The sequence below is a fragment of the Falsiroseomonas sp. genome, from assembly GCF_041690465.1.
Taxonomy (GTDB): domain Bacteria; phylum Pseudomonadota; class Alphaproteobacteria; order Acetobacterales; family Acetobacteraceae; genus Falsiroseomonas.
This window is the reverse complement of the sequence record NZ_JAWLHG010000006.1, coordinates 64,787-87,999: the sequence shown is the minus strand read 5'-3', so window position 1 is coordinate 87,999 and position 23,213 is coordinate 64,787. Positions and strand designations below refer to the sequence as shown.

Below are 23,213 nucleotides of genomic sequence, written 5' to 3'. Positions count from 1 at the left end.
CTAGACCGCCCGGCGAGCGCACGGAACCGAGGGGCCTTCCGCCGCGGGGCCGGCGGCGTTAGGCAGTCGGCCAAGGGAACCGGTTGGGGCGGCATGACGGACGGCATGGACCAGGGCGCGCGGCGCGCCATCCTCGAGGCCTGCGACGCGCTGCGCGAGGACAGCCTGCGCATGCTCGAACGGCTGGTGCGCTGCCCCTCGACGCTCGGCAACGAGCACTCGGCGCTGAACGAGATGACGCGCATCTACGAGGGCATCGGCCTCGCGCCGCGGCGCGTTCCGGTGGATGCTGCCGCGCTGGCGGCCCATCCAGGCTTCTCCCCGCCGCTGATCCCGTATGACGGTCGCGACAACGTGGTGGCCGTGCATCGCCCGCGCGCGGCGAAGGGGCGCTCGCTGGTGCTGCAGGGCCATGTGGACGTGGTGCCGGAGGGCGCCGAGGACGAGTGGACCACGCCCCCCTTCGAGCCCGCGATCCGGTCGGGGCGCATGTATGGCCGTGGCGCCGGTGACATGAAGGCCGGCATCGTGAGCTATGTCACGGCCTTCCGTGCGCTGAAGGAAGCCGGCCTGCAACCGGCGGCCGAAGTGCAGATGCAGTCGGTGATCGAGGAGGAATGCAGCGGCAACGGCGCGCTGGCCTGCATGGTGGCGATGCCGAAGGCCGATGCGGTGATCATTCCCGAACCCGGCCCCGGCCTGCCGGCGCTCTACTCTGCCGAGGTCGGCGTGGTCTGGGCCTTCGTCACCGTCACCGGCCGCCCCGCGCATGTACGCGACAAGCAGGCCGGGGTGAACGCGGTGGAGGCGGCGATGGCGGTCTGGTCCCGCTTCGAGGCCTATGAACGGGAGATGAACCGCGCCGAACACATCCATGTGAGCTTCCGCGGCGTTAACCATCCGGTGAACGTGAATCTCGGAACATTCGACGGCGGGGAGTGGAACAGCTCGGTCGCCACGCGCGCGAAGCTCGGCCTGCGCGTCGGCGTGATGATGGGCAACACCGCCGACCGGGTGCGCGCCGACATCGTGCGCATCGTCGAGGAGGCGCGCGGCGATCCGGCGCTGAGGGGGGCGAAGGTGAAGGTGGAGTTCCGGGGGTTCCATGCGGACCCCTGCGTGTTCGACACGCAGGCGCCGATCGTCCGACTGGCGATGCGGAGCTATGCCGAGGTGACCGGCGGCGAACTGCGCCACTATCCGGCGACGGGGCTGACGGATGGGCGCTTCTTCCAGCTCTACCAGGGCACGCCAGTGGCCTGCTTCGGGCCGGATGCGCAGGAGATCCACGGCATCGACGAGAGCGTGGGCCTCGACAGCATCCACGACATCACGCGCAGCATCGCGCTCTGCATCGCCGAATGGTGCGGGTTGGAGGCCATCCGATGACCGCAGGGCACAGACGCCGCAAGGCGGCGAGCACCGGAGGTCTGAATCGGATGGCAGGAGACACCCGATGAGGGGAAATCTTCCGGCCTCGGGCGCGCGCCTCTGGGACAGCCTGATGGAATTCGCCCGCATCGGCGCAACGCCGAAGGGCGGCTGCAACCGGCAGACGCTAACCGACCTGGACAGCGAAGGTCGCCATCTGCTGCGCCGCCAGGCCGAGGCCGTTGGTGTGACGCTCGCGGTGGACCGTGTCGGCAACATGATCCTCACGCGTCCGGGCCGCGATCCCATGCGCAAGGCGGTGGCGATCGGCAGCCATCTCGACACGCAGCCGACCGGCGGAAAGTTCGACGGCGTGCTCGGCGTGCTGGCCGGCCTCGAGATCCTGCGCGCCCTGCACGAGGCGGGCATCGAGACCGAGGCGCCGGTCGTTCTCGTCAACTGGACCAACGAGGAAGGCGCGCGCTTCTCCCCGCCCATGATGGGCAGCGGCGCCGCCATGGGCATCTTCCCCGAGGCCGAGGTGCTGGCCAAGACCGACAGCGCCGGCGCGGTGTTCGGGCAGGAGCTCGCCCGCATCGGCTGGGCCGGCGATCGCGACCCGCACGCGCTGCAGGATCTCGGCGCCTATTTCGAACTGCACATCGAGCAGGGCCCGGTGCTGGAGCGCGAGGGGCTGGATGTCGGCATCGTCACCCATGCCCTCGCGCAGCACTGGTTCGACGTGCATGTCACCGGCGCCGATGCGCATGGCGGCAGCGGCATGGCCGGTCGCAAGGACGCGCTGATGGCCGCCGCCGAGACCGCGACGATGATCGAGCGCTGCGCGCTGGCTGCCGGCGCACGCGCCACCATCGGCCGGATGACGCTGCACCCGGACAGCCGCAACGTCGTGCCCGGCCGCGTCTGGTTCAGCCTCGACACCCGCCACGACCACGAGGACCAGCTCGCGGCGCTGGCCGCCGCCATGCGCGGCGAGGCGGCGGCGATCTCGGCGCGGCGCGGCGTGCAGATCGCCATCGAGGATTTCTGGATCTCGCCGGCCACGCCCTTTGATCCCGCCCTGGTCGGCCATCTGCGGGATGCCGCCCGCGCGCGCGGCATCCCGCACAAGGAGATGCCGACCGCAATCGGCCATGACGCCGTCTATGTCGCGCGCCGCCTGCCGGCGGTGATGCTGTTCTGCCCCTGCCATGGCGGCCTCAGCCACAACGAGGCCGAGAGCATCACGCCGCAATGGGCGGAGGCGGGTCTCGTGGTATTGGCCGATGCGGTGCTCGCCGCGGCGGGCGTGGCGAGGGATTAGGGCAATGCGCATCGCTATCGGCGGCTTCATGCATGAGAGCCATTCCTTCGTCACCCGCCCGACGGGCTGGGCGGATTTCCTCGCACCCGGCAGCTTCCCGCCGGTGCAGCGCCCCGCCGGGCTGATCGCCGGCCTGCGCGACACCGCCGTGCCCGCCGCCGGCGCGATCCGCGCGGCGGAGGCGGCGGGCGCGACCATCGCGCCGCTGTCATGGGGCTTCGCCATGCCCGCCGGCCCGGTCACCGCCGAAGCCTTCGAGCGCCTGGCCGCGTTGATCTTCGCCGACCTGCAGGCGGCGCTCGATGAAGGCCCGCTGGACGGCCTCTACCTCGACCTGCACGGCGCGATGGTGGCCGAGCATTTCCCGGATGCGGAGGGCGAGCTGCTGCGCCGCACGCGCGCGATTCTCGGCCCCTCCGTGCCGATCACCGCCAGCCTCGATCCGCATTGCAACCTGACCGCGGCGATGGTGGAGCGTGCCGATGCGCTCTCGCCCTTCCGCACCTATCCGCATGTGGACATGCGCGACGCCGGCGCCCGCGCCATGGCGCTGCTCCTGGAGCGCATCCGGCGCGGCCGGCCCTTCGCCCGCGCCTTCCGCCAGCTGGACTACCTGATCCCCATCACCAGCCAGTGCACGCTGGTGCCGCCGATGGCCGATGTCATGGCGGCGCGCGAGGCGATCGCGGCGAAGCATGACGTGGCGGAACTCGGGCTCTGCTTCGGCTTCCCCTATGCCGACTTCGCCGATTGCGGATGCGCATTGGCGGCCTACGCCGAGACACAGGACGCCGCCGACGCCGCCGCCGATGCGCTGCTGCGCGAACTCAGGCAGCGTGAGACCGACTTCGCCGAGCCGGTGCTGCCCGCCGGCGAGGCGGTGGCCGAGGCGATCCGGCGCGGGAGCAGCGCGACGAAGCCCGTGGTGATCGCCGACACGCAGGACAATCCCGGCGGCGGCGGCCATGGCGACACCACCGGCATGCTGGCCGAGCTGATCGCGCAAGGTGCAACAGGCGCCGTGCTCGCCTTGATCAACGATGCCGAGAGCGCCATGGCCTGCCATCGCGCCGGCCCCTCGGCGGAGGTGACGCTCGATCTCGGCGGCAAGTCGGATGGTGCGCCGCTGAAGGTCACCGCGCGGGTGCTGCGCCTGTCGGATGGGCGCTTCACCTGCACCGGGCCGATGGCCGGCGGCAACAACGCCGATCTCGGACCCTCGGCGCTGATCGCCATCGGCGGCGTCGCGGTGATCGTCACCTCGCGCAAGATGCAGGCGTACGACCAGGCGCTGTTCCGCCATCTCGGCATCGAGCCCTCGATGCAGAAGATCCTGGTGCTGAAGTCCTCGGTGCATTTCCGCGCCGATTTCCAGCCGATCGCCGAGGCGGTGCTGGTGGCCGCGGCGCCGGGCCCGGTGGTGGCCGATCCGGCGCAACTTCCCTTCCGGCAGCTGCGGCCCGGCCTGCGCCTGCGACCGGGTGACAATCGCCGTGTTGGCTGAGATCCGCCTGGTCCACCCCGTCCGCATCGCGCGGCTCGCCGCGCCGCCGGACGGATTCGAGGAACTGGCGGCCGACGCGCTTGCCGGTGGCGAGCGCATGCTCGAGGTGCTGCGCGAGGATTGGAACGCCGGACTGGTGCGCTTCGATGCGCCGGGCGAGGCGCTGTTCGCCGCCTATGCCGGCGATGCGCTGCTCGGCCTCTGCGGTCTGTCGCGCGATCCCTATCTCAAGGCCGAGGCGGTGGGGCGGGTGCGGCGGCTCTACGTGCGGCGCGCGGCGCGGCGGCACGGGGCGGGGCGCGCCTTGCTGGCCGCTGTCGCCTCGGGGGCGACCGCCGCCGGCTGGCCGCGGCTGCGCGTGCGCGCCCCGGTCTCGGCCTTCGCCTTCTACGAGCGCTGCGGCTTCCTGCGCGCGGTCGGCGAATCGTCCGCGACGCATGTGCGGGTGGCGGTCGAGGCCGTGCGCCTTACCGCTGCGATGCCAGCCAGCCCTTGACCTCCGCCTCGCGCGGGATGGGCGCGACGGCGCCGTAGCCGGTGGTGGAGAGCGCGGCGGCAGCATTGGCGTAGGTTGCGGCAGCGGCGACGTCGTCGCCTGCCAGCCGGCGGGCGAGGAAGGCGCCGGCCAGCGTGTCGCCGGCGCCGGTCGCATCCACCGCTGCCACGCTATGCCCGGCGATGCGCATGCTCCCCTCGCGCGTCGCCACCAGCAGCCCGTCGCGACCGAGCTTCAGCAGCACCAGCGGGCACAGGCGGAGGTAGAAGGCGACGATCTCCTCCACGTCGTCCAGCCCGGTCAGCATCCGCGCATCCTCGAGCGATGGGAACAGGATGTCGGCCATCGCTGCCGCCGCATGGGTGAGGGCCGCCGCGCGCCGCAACGGCCAGAGCCGCAGGCGGAGATTGGTGTCGAAGGAGACCAGCCCGCCCGCCTGCTTCGCGATCTCCATCGCGCGGAACGCCGCATCGCAGCTGCTCTCGGAGATGCCGAGGGTGATGCCGGACAGGTGCAGCACGCGCGCGCCCCGGATCGCCGCCTCCGGCAGGTCGGCCGGGCCGAGCTGGGCGGCGGCGCTGCCCTTGCGATGGAAGGTGAAATGGTGCCCCACCTCGTCGTGCGTGACGAAGTAGATGCCGGTCGGCGCGCGCGGATCGGTGTGCACCGCGCTGTCATCCACGCCTTCCGCCCGCCACAGCGCGCGGAAGGCCTCCCCCGGCCGGTCGTCGCCGAGCGCGGTCAGCATGCCCACGCGCGCGCCGCTGCGCGCCGCCGCGATGGCGGCGTTGGAGGCGTCGCCACCATGCCCTTCCAGGTACAGCCGGCGGCCATCGGCGCCGAGCGGCATCTGGTTGAACTCCAGCATGGGCTCGCCCATGCAGAGGAGGTCGGTCATGCCTGCATGATCCCCTGCACCTCGCGTGCCGCCTGCTCCACCGCCGCGCGGTCGCCGCGCGCCAGCAGCCCCTCATCCACCAGCTTGCCGCCGATGCCGACGAAGGCGGCGCCGGCGGCCAGGTAGTCGGGCGCGTTGCGCGCATCCACGCCGCCGGTCGGGCAGAAGGCGACATCGGGGAACACCGCGCGCAACGCCCTGATGTGGCCCGGCCCGCCGGCCGAGGAGGCGGGGAAGATCTTCACCGCATCGGCACCTGCCGCCAGCGCCGCGCGTACCTCGGTCGGCGTCATCGCGCCGAGCAGCGCGCAGGCCCCCACCGCGCGCGCCGCCGCCGCGACGGCCGGATCCACCCAGGGCGCCACCAGGAAGCGCGCGCCGGCTGCCAGGCACGCCTCCGCCGCCGCGCGGTCCGGCACCGTCCCGGCGCCCACCAGCAGCGCCGGATCCGCGGCCAGGCGGCGGATCAGGCCGGGCGCGTCGGGCACTGTCATGGTGATCTCGAAGACGGTCAGGCCGGCGCCGCGCAGCCACTCCACCGCGCGTTCGGCCAGCTCCGGCCTGGTGGTGCGTACCACCGGCACCACACGGGCGGCGGAGAGGCGGGGGATCAGATCGTGCATGGCGTCCTCTGTCACGCTTCGATGCGGCGCGCACGCCGTGCGGCAAGCAGGCGCTGCAGGCGCGCCGGCGTCGCGGGCGGGGCGAGAAGCGAGGCGGCACTCGCCAGCCCTTCGGCCAGGGCGAGTTGCAGCAGCGCGGCCGGATTGCCCGGCGCACCGCCCTCCTGCGCCTCGCAGGGCAGGGTGAGCGTGGCGAGCGCGGCCAATGGCGAGCGCGGGCGGGTGATCGCCAGCACCGTCGCACCGCCGTCGGCGGCGATCCGTGCGGCCTCCACCACGTCCCGGTCGGCGCCGGAGCGCGAGAGGCAGAGCGCCACCGCATCGCCCTCGAGCGTCGCTGCCGCCAACCCCTGCATGGCGCCGTCGTCGCGCGCGGCCACGCCGCGGCAAAGGCCGAGCAGTGCCCCTTCCAGGTGCCGCGCGGCCGGGAAGGAGGCACCGCAGGCCCAGATCTCCACCCGCGCCGCACGAAGCAGGGCAAGCGCGGCGCGGGCGACCAGTTCGCCATCCAGCGTCCGGCGGGCGGCATCCAGGGTGGCAATCGCGCCTTCCAGCACGGCGGCGGCAGCCTCGCCGGCGGGCATGCCGGGCGCGATGGGGCGTGGCGCCGGCGCGGCGCCTCCAGCCTCGGCGCGCACCACGACCAGGCGCAACTCGGCGAAGCCCTCCAGCCCGAGGGCGCGGCAGAAGCGGATGACAGTGGGCTCGGAAACGCCCGCACCGCGCGCCAGCGCGGCAAGGGTGCTGGCGGGGATGGCCGCCGGATCGGCGGCAACCAATTCGGCCACCTTGCGCTCGGCCGGGGTGAGCCGGCCGAGGATCGCGGCGATCCGATCGCGCAGCGGGGCCTCCCTCATGACGGGCAGGCTAGACCATGCGGTGGGCCCGGCGGCAAGCGCGACCGGCTCAGCGGCCGGCCAGCGCCTCCATCTTCTCGGCGGTGGCGAGCAACTCGCGCGAGGCGGCCTGCGCCCGGGCGGTATCGGCCGAGGCATCAGCCAGCGTGCCGCGCAGCGCCTCCGTGCGCTCGCCGAGGCGCGCGACCGCGCCGTTCAACTCGCTGATCCGGCTGCGGAACTCCGTCACCGCCCGCCGCTGGTCGGAGAGCGCCGCATCCAGTTGCCGCAAAGCCCGGCGCAGCCGCCGTTCGGTGGTGTCGGGATAGGAGAGCAGCCGTGCTGCCGGATCGGCGGCGTCGTCCTGGATGCTCATGTCCGGCCTCTGTCGCTGTTAAGCAACCGTTAGCAGAAGACGGTTTTTGAGACAAGGGACGACAATGTCAGATACCAACCACGGCTGTAATCAAGGAGATGGCAGCGCCCAGAGAAAGTAGCCAACGCAACCGTAGGTAGCTGCGGGGCACGAAGCCGGCGCGGGCGGCCAGGCTCTCCACCATCGCCGTCGCCAGGATCGCCAGAGCCAGCAGGCCGAGCCCCAACCGCAGCGGCAGCAGCAACGCCGCCCAGCCGAGCAGCGCCGGCGCCACGCCGAAGCCGAGGCGCGCCCACTCCCCCCGCCGCTCGGCCGCCGGCGCGCGGATCGCCAAGCCCCAGTGCACGGCGCCCAGGAACGCGAGGATGGTCGCGCCATAGGCTGCCAGCGCCGGACCGGCGCCCGGCCAGCCGGCCCAGACGCCGATCGCCAGGCCGAAGAAGGGGATCAGCCCCGCCGGGCCGAGCAGCCGGGCAGGGGCGGGGAGGGTGTCGTCCATGCCGGCAGATCTTTCCTCGCCGTGGCGCTGCGCAACCCCCGACATTGGCCCGTGACGCCCGGACCGCTACATCCCCCTGCATTCGCGCGAACGCCTTGAACCCTGGGAGATTGCCTGGCCATGGCCACCGGGCTCGAGATCCTGCTGATCCTGCTCCTCGTCCTGCTCAACGGCGCCTTTGCGATGAGCGAGTTGGCGATCGTCTCCGCGCGGCGGTCGCGGCTGATGGCGATGCAGCGCAAGGGCAGCGCCGCCGCCGCCGCGGCGCTGGCGCTGGCCGACGATCCGCAGCGCTTCCTGCCGACCGTGCAGGTGGGCATCACCCTGGTCGGCATCCTGGCCGGCGCCTTCGGTGGCGCGCGCCTCTCGGGCGTGCTGGCGGAGGTGATCGCCGTCGTCCCCGGCCTAGCGCCGGCGGCCACCGAGATCGCCTTCACCATGATCGTCGTGATGATCACCTATCTCTCGCTGATCCTGGGCGAGCTGGTGCCGAAGCAGCTGGCGCTGCGCCACCCGGAGCCGATTGCGCTGGTTGTGGCGCGGCCGCTCTCCTGGCTGTCGCGCTCCACCGGTCCGGTGGTCTGGCTGCTCTCCAACTCCTCGGCCATCGTGCTGCGGCTGTTCGGCAAATACGACCCTTCGGACCAGGCGGTGACCGAGGAGGAGGTGAAGGCGATGGTCGCCGAGGGTGCCACGTCCGGCGCCATCGAGACCGAGGAGCGCGAGATGATCGAGCGCGTGCTCCGCCTCGCCGACAAGCCGGTGCGCGCGCTCATGACGCCGCGCACCGAACTCGAATGGATCGACCGCACCGCGCCGCCCGAGGATGTTTCGGCGCGCCTGCGCGCCTCCAACGTCACGCGCTTCGTTGTGGCGGATGGGCGGGTGGACAATGTGGTGGGCGTGGTGGCGGCGAAGGACCTGCTGGACCAGCTGCTGGAAGGTGCGCCGCTTTCCGTGCCGGGCGCCATGCGTCAGCCCCTGGTGCTGCCCGACACGCTCTCGGCGCTGGATGCGCTGGAGCGGCTGCGCGGCGACCCGATCGGCATGGCGCTGGTGCTCGACGAATACGGCAGCTTCGAGGGGGTGGTGACCGCGTCGGACCTGCTGGAGGCGATCGTCGGCGAACTCGGCCCGGCGCCGGCCACGGAATCAGAGCCGGCGGTCACCCGCCATGACGGCAGCCTGCTGCTGGACGGGATGATGGCCAGCGACGAGCTCAAGGCAAGGCTGGACCTGCCCGACCTGCCGCGCGAGGGCACCTACCACACCGTCGCCGGGCTCATGCTGGCACTGCTGCAGCGCGTGCCGAAGGAGGGCGACCGCATCGTCTGGGCCGGCTGGCGCTTCGAGATCGTGGACATGGATGGCCGCCGCGTGGACAAGGTGCTGGCGGTGCGCGACGTGGTGGCGGAGGCGGGCACCATACCACCGCCGGGCTGATCCGCCACGCAACCCGGACGGCCCGCGGGCTTTCCTCTGGCAAGCGGCCGCTGCCGCAACAGCCGGAGGAAACCCACATGAACCCACGCATCGTGCGCCGAGGCCTGGCGCTCGCCGCGCTGGCCTCGCCCCTGCTGCCGCGTGCCACCGCGGCGCAGGAGCGGATGGAGAACCGTGCCGGCCGGGGCTTCGCCTCGACCCAGGCGTTGCCGGAGACGCAGGCGCAGGCCGACCTGCTCGGCGCGATGGCCTTTGCCATGGCCACCGCCCAACTCGCCGAGCGCATCGGCGAGTCGCGCTCCGTCCGCACCTTCGGCCAGCTGGAGGTGCAGGAGCAGACCGCCTTCAGCACCGCCCGGCAGATGGCCCGGCTGCGGGTGCCGACGGTGGAACTGATGACCGAGCGGCGACGCCAGGCGATGATCCGCATGCGCGGCCTGCGCGGCCCGGAATTCGATCGTGCCTTCACCCGCGCCCAGATCGCGGCGCATGAGGATCTGCTCAGGTTGCACGATCAGGTGGCGCAGAATCCGACCAGCCTGGGCGAGGCAATGCTCTCCACCGTCGCGCTCCCGGCGGTGCGCACGCATCTGCTGATGCTGGACGGGCTGGAGCGCTCGCTGGGCGGCTGACCCGTGACGAGCGCGTCGCGCTCAGCCCCCGTTGGCGTGCGACTTGGCGATCGGCGCCACGAATTGCGGCTCGGTGTCCCAGGGGAACAGGATCCACGTGTCCTGGCTCACCTCGGTGATGAAGGTGTCCACCTGCGGCTTGCCCGCGGGCTTGGCGTAGACGGTGGCGAAATGCGCCCTGGGCAGCAGCGCGCGGATCACGCGGGCGGTGGTGCCGGTGTCCACCAGGTCGTCCACGATCAGCCAGCCGGCGCCCTGCGCCTCGAGCGCCGCGACCGGCGGCTTCACCACCCGCGGCTCGCCGCGATGCTCCTCGTCATAGGTGACGATGGAGACTGCCTCGATCAGCCGGCATTCCAACTCGCGCGCGATTACTGCCGAGGGGATCAGCCCGCCGCGCGTGATCGCCACGATGCCGGTCCAGGGGCCCTTCTCGACCAGCCGCCAGGCGAGCGCCTTGGCGTCGCGGTGAAGCTGGTCCCAGGTGACCGTGTAGTACTTCACCGCCATGGCGGCCGATCTCCGTCGCTACTCAAAACATCTTCCCGCCGTCGGGCACCTTGATGTCCGGGCGGAGCAGCACGACCGCGCCGTTCTCGTCCGGCACGCCGAGCACCAGCACCTGGCTCTCGAAGCCGCCGATCCGTCGGGGCGGGAAATTGACCACCGCGATCACCTGGCGGCCGATCAGCCGGTCCGGCGTGTAGTGCACCGTGAGCTGGGCGGAGGATTGCCGCACCCCGATCTCGCCGCCGAAATCCACCCAGAGCTTGATGGAGGCCTTCCGCGCCTCGGGGAAGGGTTGCGCGTCCACCACGGTGCCGGTCCGCACATCCACCTGCTCGAAATGGGCGATGTCGATCTGTGCCATGGCGCGTCCTAGCGCTTCGGTGATGCGGCGGGAAGGGGTCGGGCGGGGGTGGCTTGCGCCGCCGACGGGGGCGGTTCATTCACCGCCGGCCGGAAACCGCCGGGAGGACGCCCATGACCTTGCCGATCACCCCCAGCTTCCGCCTGGACGGCCAGCGCGCCTTCGTCACCGGCGCCAGCAAGGGCATCGGCCGGGCGGGCGCGGTGGCGCTGGCGGCGGCCGGCGCCGAGGTGGTGCTCGCCGCCCGCACCCTGCCGGAGATGGAGGAGACGGTGGCCGAACTCGCCGCCGCCGGCCACCGGGCCAAGGCGGTGCGGCTCGACGTGACGGACCGCGCCGCGCTGCGCGCCACGATCGCCGCCGAGGGGCCCTTCGGCGTGCTGCTCAACAACGCCGGCACCAACATCCGCGAGCCGTTCCTGGAGGTGCAGGACGCCTCGCTGGATGCGCTGCTCGACCTCAACATCCGTGCGATGTTCATCACCGCGCAGGCGGTCGCGCAGGGGATGGTGGCGGCGGGGAAGGGCGGCGCGATCATCAATCTCTCCTCCGTCAACGGCCATGTCGCCGGCTCCAATCGCAGCGTCTATTCGGCGACCAAGCACGCGGTGGAGGGGATGACCAAGGCGATGGCGTTCGAACTCGGCCAGCACGGCATTCGCGTGAACACCCTCGCCCCCGGCTTCGTCGAGACGCCGCTGACCCGTCCGGTGCTGGTTGACGAGAAATTCCGTTCCCGCGTCGTGCGTGCCATGCCGCTTGGCCGGGTGATGACGGTGGAGGATGTGATGGGCGCGATCGTCTTCCTCGCCTCCGACGCCAGCCGGATGGTGACCGGCCTCAGCCTGGTGGTCGATGGCGGCCACCTCACGCACTGATGAGTCTTCGGTGCCCTCAGACGCCGGGCGCGGCCTCCGGCCGCTTGGCTTCGTCATGCCGCAGGCATGCGTTCCGCATGACGCACTTGCGGCGGGCCGCAGTCGCGGCCTCGGCCGGCCTTGCCGGCCGCCGGAACTTCTTTTCCTCGACAGTTTAACCCACGGACCTCCCCGATGAAGCGCGATTTCCACGCCCCTGGCCGCAGCGCCGTCTATGCCGCGAACGGGATGGCGGCGACCTCCATGCCGCAGGCGACGCTCGCCGCGCTCGACATCCTGCGCGCCGGCGGGAATGCGCTCGATGCCGCGATCGCCGCGGCCGCCGTGCAGGCGGTGGTGGAGCCGCAGAGCACCGGCATCGGCGGCGACTGCTTCTGCCTCTACGCGCCCGCCGGCACCGGCCAGGTGATCGCGATCAACGGCTCGGGCCGCGCCCCGCGGGGCGCCACGCCGGAGGCGCTGCGCGCCGCCGGCCTCACCCAGATGGAGCCGCTCTCGGCGCATTCCGTCACCGTCCCCGGCGCGGTCTCCGCCTGGGCGGCGCTGAACAAGGCGCATGGCCGCAAGGGCCTCGACGAGCTGTTGCAGCCGGCCATCCGCTTCGCCGAGGAAGGCTTTCACCTGTCCGACCGCGTGGCGCATGACTGGGAGGCTTCGGTCGGCAAGCTGTCGAAGCATCCGGCGGCGCAGCGGCGCTTCCTGGAGGATGGTCTGGCCTTCGCGCTGGGTGACCGCTTCGTGCAGCCGGAACTCGGCCGCACGTTGCGCGCCATCGCCAAGGGCGGGGCGGCGGCGTTCTACGAGGGCGAGGTCGCGGCCGACATCGTCGCCACGCTGCGCGCCGCCGGCGGCACCCATACCGAGGAGGATTTCGCCCGCGGCGCTACCGTGGCCGAGTTCGTCACCCCCATCCGCCGCGCCTGGCGCGACATGGAGGTGTTCCAGTGCCCGCCCAACGGCTCCGGCCTGATCGTGCTGATGATCCTCGGCATGATCGAGCGGCTGGGCACGGCAGAGCAGGGCTTCCTCTCGACCGAACGTCTCCACCGCCACATCGAGGCCGCGCGGCTTGCCTATCGGGACCGCGACGCCTTCCTGGCCGACCCTTCGCAGGTGGAGGTGCCGGTCGGGCGCCTGACCTCCGACGCCTATCTGGAGAAGCTGGCGAAGCTGATCAGCGACCAGGCGGCGATGAAGGAGATGCCGGCCGCCGGCGAGGCGGATTGGGCGAAGCACAAGGACACCGTCTACCTCTGCGTGGTGGACCGTGACGGCAATGCATGCAGCTTCATCAACTCGCTGTTCGAAGGGTTCGGCAGCGGCATCCTGGCGGAGAAGTCCGGCGTGATGCTGCAGAACCGCGGCTTCGGCTTCCGCCTGCAGGAAGGGCACCCGAACTGCATCGCCCCGGACAAGCGCCCGATGCACACCATCATCCCCGGCATGGTGATGAAGGACGGTGAGGCGATCATGCCCTTTGGCGTGATGGGCGGGCATTTCCAGCCGATGGGCCAGACCATGTTCCTGGCCAACCATTTCGAATACGGCCTTGGCGTGCAGGAGGCGCTGGACGCGCCGCGCCTGTTCCCGCGTCTCGGCAAGGTGCAGGTCGAGCGTGGCATCCCGAACGCGGTGGTGGACCGGCTGAACCGGCTCGGCCACGAATGCGAACTGATCGACAAGCCGCATGGCGGCGGCCAGGCGATCCTGATCGACCGCGCGAAGGGGTGCCTGGTCGGCGGATCCGATCCGCGCAAGGACGGCTGCGCGCTGGGCTATTGAACCCAGCCGCCCATCGCCCCGATCCGCGCATCCAAGGGAGCCACGCCTGATGTCCGAACCCTGTGACCTCTCTGCCGTCACTGCCCGCCGCATGATCGGGGCGCGCCGTCTCAGCCCGGTCGAACTGCTCGAGAGCTGCCTGCGCCGCATCGGCGCGGTCAACCATGCGGTCAACGCCATGGTCGCGCTGGACGAGGAGCGCGCCCGCGCCACCGCGAAGCAGGCCGAGGCGTCGGTCATGGCCGGCGCGAAGCTCGGCCCGCTGCACGGCCTGCCGGTCGGCATCAAGGACCTGGAGGAGACCAAGGGCCTGCGCACCACCTGGGGCAGCCCGCTCTTCGCCGACCATGTCCCGGTCAAGGACGAGGCGATGGTCGCCAACCTGCGCGCCGCCGGCGCCGTCGTGGTGGGCAAGACCAACACGCCGGAATTCGGCGCCGGGGCGAACACCCGCAACCTGGTCTATGGCGCGACCGGCAATCCGTTCGATCCCACGAAATCCGCCGCCGGCTCCTCCGGCGGGTCGGCGGTGGCGCTGGCCTGCGGGATGGTGCCGATCGCCTCGGGCAGCGACACCGGCGGCTCGTTGCGCAACCCTGCGGCCTTCAACGGCATCGTCGGCTTCCGGCCCTCGCCGGGCATGGTGCCGAGCGAGCGGCGCGGGCTCGGCTGGTCGAACCTGCCGGTGCTCGGCCCGATGGCGCGCAGCGCCGAGGATTGCGCGCTGCTGCTCTCCGCCATGGCCGATGACGACGCGCTGGACCCGCTTTCCTACACCCTGCCGGGCCGGCCGGTGCGAAAGGGCGATCCGGCGCTGTTCCCGCCGATGCGCCTGGATCTCGCCTCGCTGAAGGTCGCGGCGACGCCGGATTTCGGCTTCGCACCCACCGAGAAACACATCCGGGAGGTCTTCGCCGACCGCGTGGCGAAGCTCGCCCCGCTCTTCGCCCGGATCGAGCACGCGACTCCGGACTGCCGCGGCAGCGACGAGGCCTTCGAGGTGCTGCGCGCCGCGAGCTTCCTGCAGAGCCACCTGGAGAAGGTCCGCAACACCCCGGACAAGGTCGGCCCCAATGTCCGCGCCAATGTCGAGGAAGGGCTGCGCTACAGCCTGGCCGACTACGCCCGCGCGGCGGCCGAGCAGACGCGGCTCTACCGGGTCTGGCAGCGCTTCTTCGATGGGCACGACCTGCTCATCTCACCGGCAATCACTGTCAGCCCGCGCGACTGGCGGGAGCTCTACCCGGCCGAGATCGACGGGCAGAAGACGCGCACCTATTTCCACTGGCTGGCGCTGGCCTATGCGGTGACGCTGGTCGGCCACCCGGCGATCAGCATCCCGCTCGGCCGCGACCGTGCCGGGATGCCTTTCGGGCTGCAGATCGTCGGCCCGCGCGGCGGCGATGCGCTGGTGCTGGCCGCCGCCGCGGCGATCGAGGCGGCGGTGGCGGGCGATGCGGACCTCGCCCGGCCGGTGCCCGACATCGCCGCGCTGGCCGCGGCCGGGCCGATCTCGGCGATGCCGGAGTTCCGGACCTGGGGCTGAGCGCCTACCAGCGGCGGTAGTGCGGGCGGCCGTAGCCATAGCCATAGGCCGGCCGCCCGTAACCGTAGCCGTAGGCCGGCCGCCCATAGCCGTAGTCCCGGTGGCGATAATGGCTGCGCCTCGGGCGGTCATTGGCCGAGGCGATGGCCAGGCCGGCGATCGCCGCGCCGGCGCCGAGCGCCACGGTACCCGGCACATTCAGCGTGCCATCCGGGTTGGTGCAGGCACCCGTCAGCAGGGCGGCTGACAGGGCGAGGACGGGCAGAAGGCGCATCGGGGGGTTCCTCCACGGATCGAAGGCTCATCCGGCGCTGCGGCCGGCATCCGGCCGATCTGTGGCGTTCCGGGGCGGATCGTGGCGAAGCCGTGACGCCCGCGCCCGGCGGCGCGGCCTATCCCCGCGCGCCGGAGAACGCGTTGAAGGTCTGCAGCGTGTAGGTGTCCTTCACGCCAGCCACGCCCTGCACCCGCTCGACCACGAACAGGCCGATATCCTGGTCCGCCTCCAGGTAGAACTTCCCGAGAAGGTCATACTGGCCGCTGATCGAGTGCATCTCGGACAACTCGGCGATGGTGTCGGCCATCTCGCGCGCCACGCGATAGGCCTGCCCCATCTCGCACTTGATCATCACGAAGATCGCGCGCATGGCACCCTACCCCTGGAGTTCGACCGCCCCACATAGCCGTGTAGCACCCGGACCGCCTAGCCCCGCAGGGCAGCCGGTCCTGGCGCGACGCTTGCATGGACCAGGTCGCCTGAACGACAGCGACCCGGACGCCGTCCCGGACGCGCAGGGGTCAAGCCCTTGCTTTCCGGGCGTGGAATGACGGCGGCGTGGACGAGGTTGCATTTTGTCACGCGTGCCGCGGCGGCGGAACGGCCATTTTTGCGCCGCCGGCCCGGGATGTGGATTGCGGAATACTTGCCGGCCGTTTGTTGAAGCGCCAGAACAGAGAGGACAGGATCCTCGTCGCATGCGAACACTTCCACAGCTCGCCGTTCTGGCCCTCGTCGGGGGGTTGGGTGCGGCGTGGCACCTGTACGGTGACCAGGTCGGGTTGCCGCGTCCGCTTGCGCTGGTCGGTCTTGAGGCGGCCGCGCCGTCGGGGCAGCAACGCGGCCGTGGCGCCGCGGGTGCGCCGGTCGGCGTCGTCGTTTCCCCGGTGCGCACCGCGACCGTGGTGGACCGCGCCGAGAGCGTCGGCACCGTGCGTGCCCGCGACGCCGTGACCATCACTGCCAAGGTCGCCGGCATCGTGCAGGAGCTCGGCTTCCAGGAAGGCCAGCGCGTGCAGGCGGGGGACCAGCTGCTGAGCCTCGACGCCGCGGCCCTACGGGCCGAATTCGACCAGGCACGCGCCCTCGCCGACGACGCACGCAGCCAGCTCAACCGCGCCCGCGGCCTGCAGGCCGGCCAGACCATCGCCGCCCAGCGCCTCGAGACACTGGAAGCCGTTGCCCGCCAGGCCGAGGGCCGGGTGCGCCAGACCCAGGCGCGGTTGGAGGAGATGCGCATCGCCGCTCCCTTCGGCGGCCGCGTCGGGCTGCGGCAGGTGAGCGTCGGCGCGCTGATCCAGCCTGGCACGGTGGTCACCACCCTCGACGACATCTCCCGCGTGCGGGTCGAGTTCGCGGTGCCCGAGGTCTACCTCGCGCGGGTGCAGCAGGGCAGCCCGGTGACTGCCCGCTCCGCCGCCTTCGGCGACCGCCGGTTCCACGGCCGGGTTGCGGTGGTGGACACCCGCATCGACACCGCCACCCGGACCGTTCGCGTGATCAGCGAGTTCGACAATTCGGACGAGGTGCTGAAGCCCGGTCTGTTCATGACGGTCGAGATCGAGCTGGAACGCCGCGACGACGCCCTGCTGATCGCCGAGGAGGCGCTCGACCCGATCGGCGACCGCAACTACGTCTACGTGATCCGCGACGGCCGTGCGCGGCGTGTGGAGGTCCGGCTCGGCCAGCGGCGGCAGGGCGAGGTGGAGGTGCTTTCCGGCGTCGCTGCAGGGGAGCCGGTGGTGGTCCGCGGCATCCAGAGACTACGCAACGACGCGCCGGTGCGCGTGGTGGAAACAGTGACGCGGCCGACCTCCTGACCGGGGGCGGGGAAGGCACACGCCATGGTCCTTTCGGACATCTCGATCAAGCGCCCGGTCTTCGCGACCGTGGTCAGCCTGCTGCTCATCGTGCTCGGCCTTGCCTCGCTGTCGCGGCTGCCGATCCGCGAATACCCGAAGATCGACCCGCCGGTGATCTCGGTGACCACCCAGTACCGCGGCGCCTCCGCGGCGGTGGTGGACACCCAGATCACCGAGCTGATCGAAGCCGCGGTCGCGGGCATCGAGGGCATCAAGTTCATCACCTCCACCTCGCGCGACGAGCGCAGCCAGGTGACGATCGAGTTCCGCCTGACGCGCGACGTGGACGCCGCCTCCAACGACGTGCGCGACCGCGTCGCGCGCACCCTCGCCAGGCTGCCTGAACAGGCGGACACGCCGATTGTCGCCAAGGTGGATGGCGATGCGCGGCCGATCCTCTGGATCGCGCTGGTCTCGGACCAGCTCTCCGGGATGGAGCTGACCGAGATCGCCCGCCGCCGCTTCGCCGACCGGCTGGCGGTGGTGGACGGCGTGGCGCAGGTGCTGGTGTTCGGCGAGCGCAAGCCATCCATGCGCATCTGGCTCGACCGCCAGTCGCTCGCCGCGCGCGGCCTCACCGTGCAGGATGTCGAGGACGCGATCCGGCGCGAGAACGTCGAACTCCCGGGCGGTCGCATCGAGAGCGAGGCGCGCGAGCTTACAGTGCGCACCGATACGCGGATGAGCCGGCCCGAGCAGTTCCGGCAGGTGGTGCTGAGCCGCTCGGGCGGCGCGCAGGTGCTGCTCGGCGATGTCGCGCAGGTAGAGGTGGCGCCGGAGGAAACCCGCGGCGAATACCGCATCAACGGCAAGCCCGCGGTCGGCCTCGGCATCCAGCGCCAGTCCACGGCGAACACGCTCTCCGTCGCCAATGGCGTGAAGGACGAGGTGGAGCGGATCCGCGGCACCGTGCCCGAGGGCGTGGAGGTGGTGATCGGCTATGACGAGAGCCTGTTCATCAGCCAGTCCATCTACGAGGTCGAGCACGCGCTGATGATCGCGCTCGGGCTGGTGGTGATCGTGATTTTCTTCTTCCTGCGCTCCTGGCGCGCCACCATCATCCCTGCGGTCGCGATCCCGGTCTCCATCACCGGCTCCTTCATCGCGCTCGCGGCGCTCGGCTTCTCGATCAACGTGCTGACGCTGCTGGGCCTGGTGCTGGCGATCGGCCTCGTCGTGGACGACGCCATCGTGGTTCTGGAGAACGTGCACCGCCGGATCGAGGAGGGCGAGCACCCGCTGCTCGCCTCGCTCCGCGGCTCGCGCGAGATCGCCTTCGCGGTGATCGCGACCACGCTGGTGCTGGTTTCCGTGTTCCTGCCGCTGTCCTTCATGGGCGGCAACACCGGGCGGCTGTTCACCGAATTCGGCTTCGCGCTGGCGGCCTCCGTGGTGTTTTCCGGCCTCATCGCGCTCACACTGACGCCGATGATGTGCTCCAAGCTACTCAAGGCGCATCAGGGGGAGACCCGGCTGGTGCGCTGGACCGAGCCGGTCTTCCTCGGGATGAACTGGCTGCTGCGCGTCACGCTCAGGCGCGCGCTGGCGGCGCCGCTGCTGACGCTCGGCGTGATGGGCCTGGTCTCGGCGCTGGCGGTGGCGCTGTTCCAGGCGCTGCCGAAGGAATTCGCGCCCACCGAGGACCGGGGCGTGGTCATCATCCCGACCACCGCCCCCGAAGGCGCGAGCTTCGCCTATACCCGCGAGCAGGTGCTGGCGATCGAGCGGATCGTGCAGCCCTATCTCGACAGCGGGGAGGTGGGCTCGGTCTTCGCCAGCATCGGTGGCTTCGGCCGGCCCGCGCAGAGCAACCTGGCGAACGTGTTCATCCGGCTGGCGCCCTGGCACGAGCGGGAGCGCAAGCAGCAGGCGGTCACTGCCGAGATCATGCCGCAGCTGCTTGCCATTCCCGGCACCCGCGCCTTCGCGCTCAACCCGCCATCGCTCGGCCAGCGCGGCTTCCAGCCGGCCGTGCAGTTCGTCATCGGCGGCAACGACTACGAGACGCTGGTTGCGTGGCGCGACCGTTTCCTGGCACGCGCCCGGGAGAATCCGCGCCTGCTCAACATGGACAGCAACTACCGCGAGACCAAGCCGGAAATCCGGGTGGACATCGACCGTCGCAAGGCGGCGGAGCTCGGCGTCTCGATCCAGGCCGTGGGCCGCACCATCGAGACCATGCTCGGCTCGCGCGAGGTCGGCACCTATGTCCAGGGGGGCGAGGAATACCGCGTGCTCCTGCAGGCGCGCGAGGAGGATCGCGCGACCCCGTACGACCTGCAGAACATGTTCGTCCGCACCACCGGCGGCGGCTCGCTCGGCCTGATCGGCACCGGCGCACAGCAGGGTGGGCTGGTGCCGCTCTCCAACGTCGTGACGCTCACCGAGCGCGCCCGTCCGCAGTCGCTGGCGCGGGAGGACCGGGTGCGCGCCATCACCATCACCGCCTCGCTTGCGCCCGGCTACTCGCTGGCCGATGCGCTGGCCTTCATGGAGAGCGTGGCGCGCGAGGTGCTGCCGCCCGAGGCGCGCATCAGCTACCGGGGCCAGAGCCTGGAGTTCAAGGAAAGCTCCGGCGCGCTCTACGTGACCTTCCTGCTGGCGCTGCTCGTGGTGTTCCTGGTGCTGGCGGCGCAGTTCGAGAGCTTCATCCACCCCTTCATCATTCTGCTCTCGACGCCGCTGGCGGTGACCGGCGGGCTGCTGGCGCTGCACCTGACGGGTAATTCGCTTAATGTGTTCAGCCAGATCGGCATGATCCTGCTGATCGGACTGATGGCCAAGAACGGCATCCTGGTGGTCGAATTCGCCAACCAGCTGCGCGACCGCGGGCATTCCGTCCATGACGCGGTGCTGGAGGCGTCGGTGGTGCGGCTGCGGCCGATCCTGATGACCTCCATCGCCACCGTGTTCGGCGCCGTGCCGCTGGCGATGGCCACCGGCGCCGGCGCCGAGAGCCGGCAGGCGATCGGCGTGGTGATCGTCGGCGGCGTGACGCTCTCGACCTTCCTTACCCTCTACGCCGTGCCGGCGCTCTACCTGTTGCTTGCTGGCTATACCAGGCCGATCGGCGCGATCGCCGCGCGCCTCACCGAACTCGAGAACCGCGCCCCCCTGCGGCACGGCCAACCGGCCCCCGCCGAGTAGGCCGCAGCCGGCCGGGCGGACCTTCGGCATCCACCGTGACCGCCGGGTGCGTGCCGCAACGAACCTCGGCCGGCGCGCTGGCGTTCGCACGGGCGTGACCCGGAGGATGTCCAGCATGCGAGGCCGTCGCCTGCTCGTTGTTGCTACGCTGTCGGTACTGCTGCCCGCGGCCTGCGGCCCGCGCGTCACCCCGGGCGAGGCGAGCCTGCCGGAGCCCTATGCCGTTGGCCTGCCCACCGGCTCCTATGCCGCCGCCCTCGCGACGGGCAACGACCTGTTCGACCAGGGCGTACTCGATCCCGACATTCGTCCGGACTGAACCGGGGCCGGCGAGTAGCGGGACGCTTCGACGCGGGCTAAACCGGCCCGACGCAAGGGTCGGAGGACAGGTGATGGCGCAGGGGGCGATGCCGGAGGGGCGCACGGGAGGCCAGCTGCTGGCCGATGCGCTGGTGGCGAACGGCGCAACGCATGTCTTCGCCGTGCCCGGCGAGAGCTACCTCGACCTGCTCGACGGGCTCTACAACCAGCGCAACCGGATCGAGCTGGTCACCTGCCGCTTCGAAGCCGGCGCGGTGCACATGGCGGAGGCGCAGGGCAAGCTGACCGGGCAGCCCGGCGTTGCTGTCGTCACGCGCGGTCCCGGCGCCTGCCATGCCGCGATCGGCGTGCATGTGGCGCAGCAGGACAGCACGCCGCTGGTGCTGCTGGTCGGCCAGATCCCGCTCTCCGAGACCGACCGCGAGAGCTTCCAGGAAGTGGATTACCGCCGCTTCTTCTCGCCCATCGCGAAATGGGTGACCCAGATCGACGAGGCCGCGCGGATCCCCGAACTGATGGCGCATGCCTTCGACGTGGCGGTCAGCGGCCGGCCCGGGCCGGTGGTGGTGGCCTTGAGCGAGGAGATGCAGAAGCATGTCGCCGCCGTGCCCGATGTCGGCCCGCAGCCCGTGCTGCCGCCGCATCCCGGCCCCGAGGCGCTGCCGCGGCTGATGGCGATGCTGGAGAAGGCGGAGCGGCCGCTCGCCATCCTCGGCGGCAGCCGCTGGTCGCCGGAGGGCAAGGCCGCGATCCGCGACTTCCTCGTCGGCAACGACATCCCCGTTGCTGTCGCCTTCCGCCGCATGGGCCTGTTCGACGGCACCAGCGCGCACTACGCCGGCGATCTCGGGGTCGGCGCCGATGCAGGGCTGGTGCAGAAGGCACGCGAATCGGACCTCATCCTGGCCATCGGCACCCGCATCGGCGAGCCCGTCAGCCAGGGCTACACGCTGTTCGACCTGGCCGGCGGCAAGCCCATCGTCCATGTCTATCCCGACCAGGCCGAGATCGGCCGGGTGCATCGCGTGGTCCTCGGCATCACCGCCGACGTCAACGCCTTTGCCCTCGCTGCGGCGGCGACGAAGCGCATCGCCACGCCGCGCTGGAGCGGCTGGCGCGCGGAGGTGCGCGCGGCGCGCGAGAAGCAGGCGGCCGCGCCGGAGTACGAGGGGCAGCTGAACCTTGCCGTCGCGCTGCAGCTGCTGGAGAAGGTGCTGCCGGCGGACACCATCTTCACCTCCGACGCCGGCAACTTCGCCACCTGGCCGAACCGCTTCATGCATGTGCGGGAGAAGCAGGACTTCCTCGGGCCGACGAACGGCGCCATGGGCTACGGCGTGCCGGCGGCGATCGGCGCGGCGATCACCCATCCCGGACGTTGCGTGCTGTGCTTCGTCGGCGATGGCGGCGCGCTGATGACCGGGCAGGAACTCGCCACCGCCTTCCACCACGGCGCGGCGCCGATCATCATGGTGTTCAACAACGGCATGTACGGCACGATCCGGATGTACCAGGAGCGCACCTATCCCGGCCGGGTCTCCGGCACCGCGCTCACCAATCCGGACTTCGCCCGCTTCATCGAGAGCTTCGGCGGCCACGGCGAGGTGGTGACCCGCACGGAGGAGCTGGTGCCCGCCTTCGAGCGCGCCCGCGCCAGCGGCAAGCCCGCCATCATCGAGGTGCGGACCAACCCGGAGCAGGTGACGAACCGCGCGACCATATCGCAGCTTCGCGCGCAGGCGTCGGCGCGGGCCTGAACCCGCGCAGGCCGGGGCCGAAGACCAGCGCATCGCGCTCGGGCAGGCCGAGCGCATCCCAGATTGGCGCAGCCTCGGCCTCGTCGGCTGCCAGGCGTGGCACGTTGTTGCGCAGCTGCTTGGTCACCCGGCGGCGCTGCGCGGCGTTGAGCTGCTCCCAGAACCGGGTAATCCAGGCTTCCTGCCGGATGCGCTCGACCAGCGTGATGCCGGGCGGCGGTGCCGGTTCCGGCGGAAGCTGCGCAACCGCGGTCGCCTCGATTGGCGGCGCCTGCGCGACCGGCGCGATGTTCGCCGCGCAGCCGGCCAGCAGCGCCGCGGCGATCAGGATGGACACCCCCCCGTGCCTCATGCGGCGCAGGCTGAACGTTCCCGGACATCGGCGGCAACGCACGCGGCCGTGATCCGTCGGTCGTTTCGCCCGGCGGCGACCCTGTGTGGCCGCCCGGCCGCAGTGCGGCCGCGTTCAGCTGTCCGGGCGCGGCAGGCCCGGCCCGAAGACCAGCGCGTTCCGGTCGGGCAGGCCGAGTGCGTCCCAGACCGGCGCGGCTGCCTCCTCGGTGGTGGCCAGCGGCGTCTCGCCCCGGCGGAGCCGGGACAGCACGCGGCGCCGCTGCGATGCGTTCAGCTGCTCCCAGAAGCGCGTCATCCAGGCTTCCTGCCGCACGCGCTCGGTGAGCGTCATGGACCTGGGCCGCCGCGCCGGGCGTGCGGACCGGAGGGATGAATGCCGTGGCGCGGCGCAACCTGCGGCCAGCAGGGGCAGAAGA

General features: G+C 71.5%; 24 protein-coding genes. 13 read left to right on the top strand and 11 right to left on the bottom strand.

The window, feature by feature from the left end:
- Positions 1-93 precede the first annotated feature (93 nt).
- The 4 genes from ACESM1_RS08835 to ACESM1_RS08820 all read left to right on the top strand — a co-directional run bounded on the left by ACESM1_RS08835 (position 94) and on the right by ACESM1_RS08820 (position 4,695).
- The gene (locus tag ACESM1_RS08835; RefSeq protein WP_372619340.1) at positions 94-1,389 is read left to right on the top strand and encodes an ArgE/DapE family deacylase; all 1,296 of its coding nucleotides are present in this window, start codon (positions 94-96) and stop codon (positions 1,387-1,389) included.
- Between the two features lie 67 nt (positions 1,390-1,456).
- A complete protein-coding gene (locus ACESM1_RS08830) occupies positions 1,457-2,695 on the top strand; it encodes a Zn-dependent hydrolase (protein ID WP_372619339.1) in 1,239 nt (412 codons plus the stop codon).
- Positions 2,696-2,699: 4 nt separating this feature from the next.
- Positions 2,700-4,199 carry a M81 family metallopeptidase gene (locus ACESM1_RS08825; RefSeq protein WP_372619338.1) on the top strand — a complete coding sequence of 500 codons (1,500 nt, stop codon included), beginning with the start codon at positions 2,700-2,702 and terminating at the stop codon, positions 4,197-4,199.
- A complete protein-coding gene (locus ACESM1_RS08820) occupies positions 4,192-4,695 on the top strand; it encodes a GNAT family N-acetyltransferase (RefSeq protein ID WP_372619337.1) in 504 nt (167 codons plus the stop codon). The genes ACESM1_RS08825 and ACESM1_RS08820 overlap by 8 nt, the downstream gene beginning before the upstream one ends.
- Here ACESM1_RS08820 and ACESM1_RS08815 read toward each other — a convergent pair.
- The 5 genes from ACESM1_RS08815 to ACESM1_RS08795 all read right to left on the bottom strand — a co-directional run bounded on the left by ACESM1_RS08815 (position 4,667) and on the right by ACESM1_RS08795 (position 7,927).
- Positions 4,667-5,593 (bottom strand): sugar kinase, encoded by a 927-nt coding sequence (locus tag ACESM1_RS08815; protein ID WP_372619336.1) that lies wholly within the window; start codon positions 5,591-5,593, stop codon positions 4,667-4,669. The genes ACESM1_RS08820 and ACESM1_RS08815 overlap by 29 nt on opposite strands.
- Positions 5,590-6,216 (bottom strand): bifunctional 4-hydroxy-2-oxoglutarate aldolase/2-dehydro-3-deoxy-phosphogluconate aldolase, encoded by a 627-nt coding sequence (locus tag ACESM1_RS08810; RefSeq protein ID WP_372619335.1) that lies wholly within the window; start codon positions 6,214-6,216, stop codon positions 5,590-5,592. Before ACESM1_RS08810 ends, ACESM1_RS08815 begins: the two co-directional genes overlap by 4 nt.
- Before the next feature lie 11 nt (positions 6,217-6,227).
- Positions 6,228-7,073, bottom strand: coding sequence for a MurR/RpiR family transcriptional regulator (locus tag ACESM1_RS08805; protein WP_372619334.1), 846 nt, complete (start codon positions 7,071-7,073; stop codon positions 6,228-6,230).
- Between the two features lie 49 nt (positions 7,074-7,122).
- Positions 7,123-7,428, bottom strand: a complete 306-nt coding sequence (locus tag ACESM1_RS08800; protein WP_372619333.1) for a hypothetical protein — start codon at positions 7,426-7,428, stop codon at positions 7,123-7,125.
- Between the two features lie 67 nt (positions 7,429-7,495).
- Positions 7,496-7,927 carry a DUF3429 domain-containing protein gene (locus ACESM1_RS08795; RefSeq protein ID WP_372619332.1) on the bottom strand — a complete coding sequence of 144 codons (432 nt, stop codon included), beginning with the start codon at positions 7,925-7,927 and terminating at the stop codon, positions 7,496-7,498.
- Between the two features lie 120 nt (positions 7,928-8,047).
- On the opposite strand from ACESM1_RS08795, the gene ACESM1_RS08790 reads away from it, so the two are divergent.
- On the top strand, positions 8,048-9,370 hold the full coding sequence (locus ACESM1_RS08790; protein WP_372619331.1) for a hemolysin family protein: 1,323 nt from the start codon (positions 8,048-8,050) through the stop codon (positions 9,368-9,370).
- A gap of 77 nt (positions 9,371-9,447) precedes the next feature.
- Positions 9,448-10,002 carry a DUF4142 domain-containing protein gene (locus ACESM1_RS08785; RefSeq protein ID WP_372619330.1) on the top strand — a complete coding sequence of 185 codons (555 nt, stop codon included), beginning with the start codon at positions 9,448-9,450 and terminating at the stop codon, positions 10,000-10,002.
- A gap of 21 nt (positions 10,003-10,023) precedes the next feature.
- On the opposite strand, the gene gpt is transcribed toward ACESM1_RS08785, so the two are convergent.
- Complete coding sequence (gpt, locus tag ACESM1_RS08780) at positions 10,024-10,512, bottom strand: xanthine phosphoribosyltransferase (protein WP_372619329.1); 489 nt, start codon at positions 10,510-10,512, stop codon at positions 10,024-10,026.
- Between the two features lie 22 nt (positions 10,513-10,534).
- Positions 10,535-10,873 carry a tRNA-binding protein gene (locus tag ACESM1_RS08775; RefSeq protein ID WP_372619328.1) on the bottom strand — a complete coding sequence of 113 codons (339 nt, stop codon included), beginning with the start codon at positions 10,871-10,873 and terminating at the stop codon, positions 10,535-10,537.
- 113 nt (positions 10,874-10,986) lie between these two features.
- Here ACESM1_RS08775 and ACESM1_RS08770 point away from each other — a divergent pair, with 113 nt between their 5' ends.
- From ACESM1_RS08770 to ACESM1_RS08760, 3 genes are all read left to right on the top strand, one after another.
- Complete coding sequence (locus ACESM1_RS08770) at positions 10,987-11,751, top strand: SDR family NAD(P)-dependent oxidoreductase (RefSeq protein ID WP_372619327.1); 765 nt, start codon at positions 10,987-10,989, stop codon at positions 11,749-11,751.
- A 174-nt stretch (positions 11,752-11,925) separates the two neighbouring features.
- Complete coding sequence (gene ggt, locus ACESM1_RS08765) at positions 11,926-13,533, top strand: gamma-glutamyltransferase (RefSeq protein WP_372619326.1); 1,608 nt, start codon at positions 11,926-11,928, stop codon at positions 13,531-13,533.
- A gap of 49 nt (positions 13,534-13,582) precedes the next feature.
- A complete protein-coding gene (locus tag ACESM1_RS08760; RefSeq protein WP_372619325.1) occupies positions 13,583-15,079 on the top strand; it encodes an amidase in 1,497 nt (498 codons plus the stop codon).
- Positions 15,080-15,083: 4 nt separating this feature from the next.
- Here the strand turns inward: ACESM1_RS08760 and ACESM1_RS08755 are convergent, their stop codons facing one another.
- Both ACESM1_RS08755 and ACESM1_RS08750 read right to left on the bottom strand, forming a co-directional pair.
- Positions 15,084-15,353, bottom strand: a complete 270-nt coding sequence (locus ACESM1_RS08755) for a hypothetical protein (protein WP_372619324.1) — start codon at positions 15,351-15,353, stop codon at positions 15,084-15,086.
- A 118-nt stretch (positions 15,354-15,471) separates the two neighbouring features.
- Entirely contained in the window at positions 15,472-15,726 is a 255-nt protein-coding gene (locus ACESM1_RS08750) for an Lrp/AsnC ligand binding domain-containing protein (protein ID WP_372619323.1), read from the bottom strand.
- Between the two features lie 328 nt (positions 15,727-16,054).
- On the opposite strand from ACESM1_RS08750, the gene ACESM1_RS08745 reads away from it, so the two are divergent.
- From ACESM1_RS08745 to ACESM1_RS08730, 4 genes are all read left to right on the top strand, one after another.
- Positions 16,055-17,176: an efflux RND transporter periplasmic adaptor subunit gene (locus ACESM1_RS08745; protein WP_372619322.1), complete on the top strand. Its 1,122-nt coding sequence runs from the start codon at positions 16,055-16,057 to the stop codon at positions 17,174-17,176.
- Between the two features lie 24 nt (positions 17,177-17,200).
- Entirely contained in the window at positions 17,201-20,365 is a 3,165-nt protein-coding gene (locus tag ACESM1_RS08740; protein ID WP_372619321.1) for an efflux RND transporter permease subunit, read from the top strand.
- Between the two features lie 115 nt (positions 20,366-20,480).
- Positions 20,481-20,684: a hypothetical protein gene (locus tag ACESM1_RS08735; protein ID WP_372619320.1), complete on the top strand. Its 204-nt coding sequence runs from the start codon at positions 20,481-20,483 to the stop codon at positions 20,682-20,684.
- A 73-nt stretch (positions 20,685-20,757) separates the two neighbouring features.
- Positions 20,758-22,443: a thiamine pyrophosphate-dependent enzyme gene (locus tag ACESM1_RS08730; protein ID WP_372619319.1), complete on the top strand. Its 1,686-nt coding sequence runs from the start codon at positions 20,758-20,760 to the stop codon at positions 22,441-22,443.
- Here the strand turns inward: ACESM1_RS08730 and ACESM1_RS08725 are convergent.
- Together ACESM1_RS08725 and ACESM1_RS08720 are read right to left on the bottom strand one after the other, a co-directional pair.
- A complete protein-coding gene (locus ACESM1_RS08725) occupies positions 22,358-22,780 on the bottom strand; it encodes a hypothetical protein (RefSeq protein WP_372619318.1) in 423 nt (140 codons plus the stop codon). The two genes, ACESM1_RS08730 and ACESM1_RS08725, sit on opposite strands and share 86 nt — an antisense overlap.
- Before the next feature lie 129 nt (positions 22,781-22,909).
- Positions 22,910-23,128: a hypothetical protein gene (locus ACESM1_RS08720; RefSeq protein ID WP_372619317.1), complete on the bottom strand. Its 219-nt coding sequence runs from the start codon at positions 23,126-23,128 to the stop codon at positions 22,910-22,912.
- Positions 23,129-23,213: the final 85 nt, after the last annotated feature.

Bases quoted from the DNA above. Each gene is read 5' to 3' on its own strand.
- ACESM1_RS08785 (WP_372619330.1), top strand. From the start codon at position 9,448: ATGAACCCACGCATCGTGCGCCGAGGCCTGGCGCTCGCCGCGCTGGCC.
- ACESM1_RS08810 (WP_372619335.1), bottom strand. From the start codon at position 6,216: ATGCACGATCTGATCCCCCGCCTCTCCGCCGCCCGTGTGGTGCCGGTG.
- ACESM1_RS08750 (WP_372619323.1), bottom strand. From the start codon at position 15,726: ATGCGCGCGATCTTCGTGATGATCAAGTGCGAGATGGGGCAGGCCTAT.
- ACESM1_RS08720 (WP_372619317.1), bottom strand. From the start codon at position 23,128: ATGACGCTCACCGAGCGCGTGCGGCAGGAAGCCTGGATGACGCGCTTC.
- ACESM1_RS08755 (WP_372619324.1), bottom strand. From the start codon at position 15,353: ATGCGCCTTCTGCCCGTCCTCGCCCTGTCAGCCGCCCTGCTGACGGGT.
- ACESM1_RS08740 (WP_372619321.1), top strand. From the start codon at position 17,201: ATGGTCCTTTCGGACATCTCGATCAAGCGCCCGGTCTTCGCGACCGTG.
- ACESM1_RS08830 (WP_372619339.1), top strand. From the start codon at position 1,457: ATGAGGGGAAATCTTCCGGCCTCGGGCGCGCGCCTCTGGGACAGCCTG.
- ACESM1_RS08735 (WP_372619320.1), top strand. From the start codon at position 20,481: ATGCGAGGCCGTCGCCTGCTCGTTGTTGCTACGCTGTCGGTACTGCTG.
- ACESM1_RS08770 (WP_372619327.1), top strand. From the start codon at position 10,987: ATGACCTTGCCGATCACCCCCAGCTTCCGCCTGGACGGCCAGCGCGCC.
- ACESM1_RS08805 (WP_372619334.1), bottom strand. From the start codon at position 7,073: ATGAGGGAGGCCCCGCTGCGCGATCGGATCGCCGCGATCCTCGGCCGG.
- ACESM1_RS08790 (WP_372619331.1), top strand. From the start codon at position 8,048: ATGGCCACCGGGCTCGAGATCCTGCTGATCCTGCTCCTCGTCCTGCTC.
- ACESM1_RS08745 (WP_372619322.1), top strand. From the start codon at position 16,055: ATGCGAACACTTCCACAGCTCGCCGTTCTGGCCCTCGTCGGGGGGTTG.
- ACESM1_RS08825 (WP_372619338.1), top strand. From the start codon at position 2,700: ATGCGCATCGCTATCGGCGGCTTCATGCATGAGAGCCATTCCTTCGTC.
- ACESM1_RS08835 (WP_372619340.1), top strand. From the start codon at position 94: ATGACGGACGGCATGGACCAGGGCGCGCGGCGCGCCATCCTCGAGGCC.
- ACESM1_RS08730 (WP_372619319.1), top strand. From the start codon at position 20,758: ATGGCGCAGGGGGCGATGCCGGAGGGGCGCACGGGAGGCCAGCTGCTG.
- ACESM1_RS08795 (WP_372619332.1), bottom strand. From the start codon at position 7,927: ATGGACGACACCCTCCCCGCCCCTGCCCGGCTGCTCGGCCCGGCGGGG.
- ACESM1_RS08815 (WP_372619336.1), bottom strand. From the start codon at position 5,593: ATGACCGACCTCCTCTGCATGGGCGAGCCCATGCTGGAGTTCAACCAG.
- ACESM1_RS08760 (WP_372619325.1), top strand. From the start codon at position 13,583: ATGTCCGAACCCTGTGACCTCTCTGCCGTCACTGCCCGCCGCATGATC.
- ggt (WP_372619326.1), top strand. From the start codon at position 11,926: ATGAAGCGCGATTTCCACGCCCCTGGCCGCAGCGCCGTCTATGCCGCG.
- gpt (WP_372619329.1), bottom strand. From the start codon at position 10,512: ATGGCGGTGAAGTACTACACGGTCACCTGGGACCAGCTTCACCGCGAC.
- ACESM1_RS08775 (WP_372619328.1), bottom strand. From the start codon at position 10,873: ATGGCACAGATCGACATCGCCCATTTCGAGCAGGTGGATGTGCGGACC.
- ACESM1_RS08800 (WP_372619333.1), bottom strand. From the start codon at position 7,428: ATGAGCATCCAGGACGACGCCGCCGATCCGGCAGCACGGCTGCTCTCC.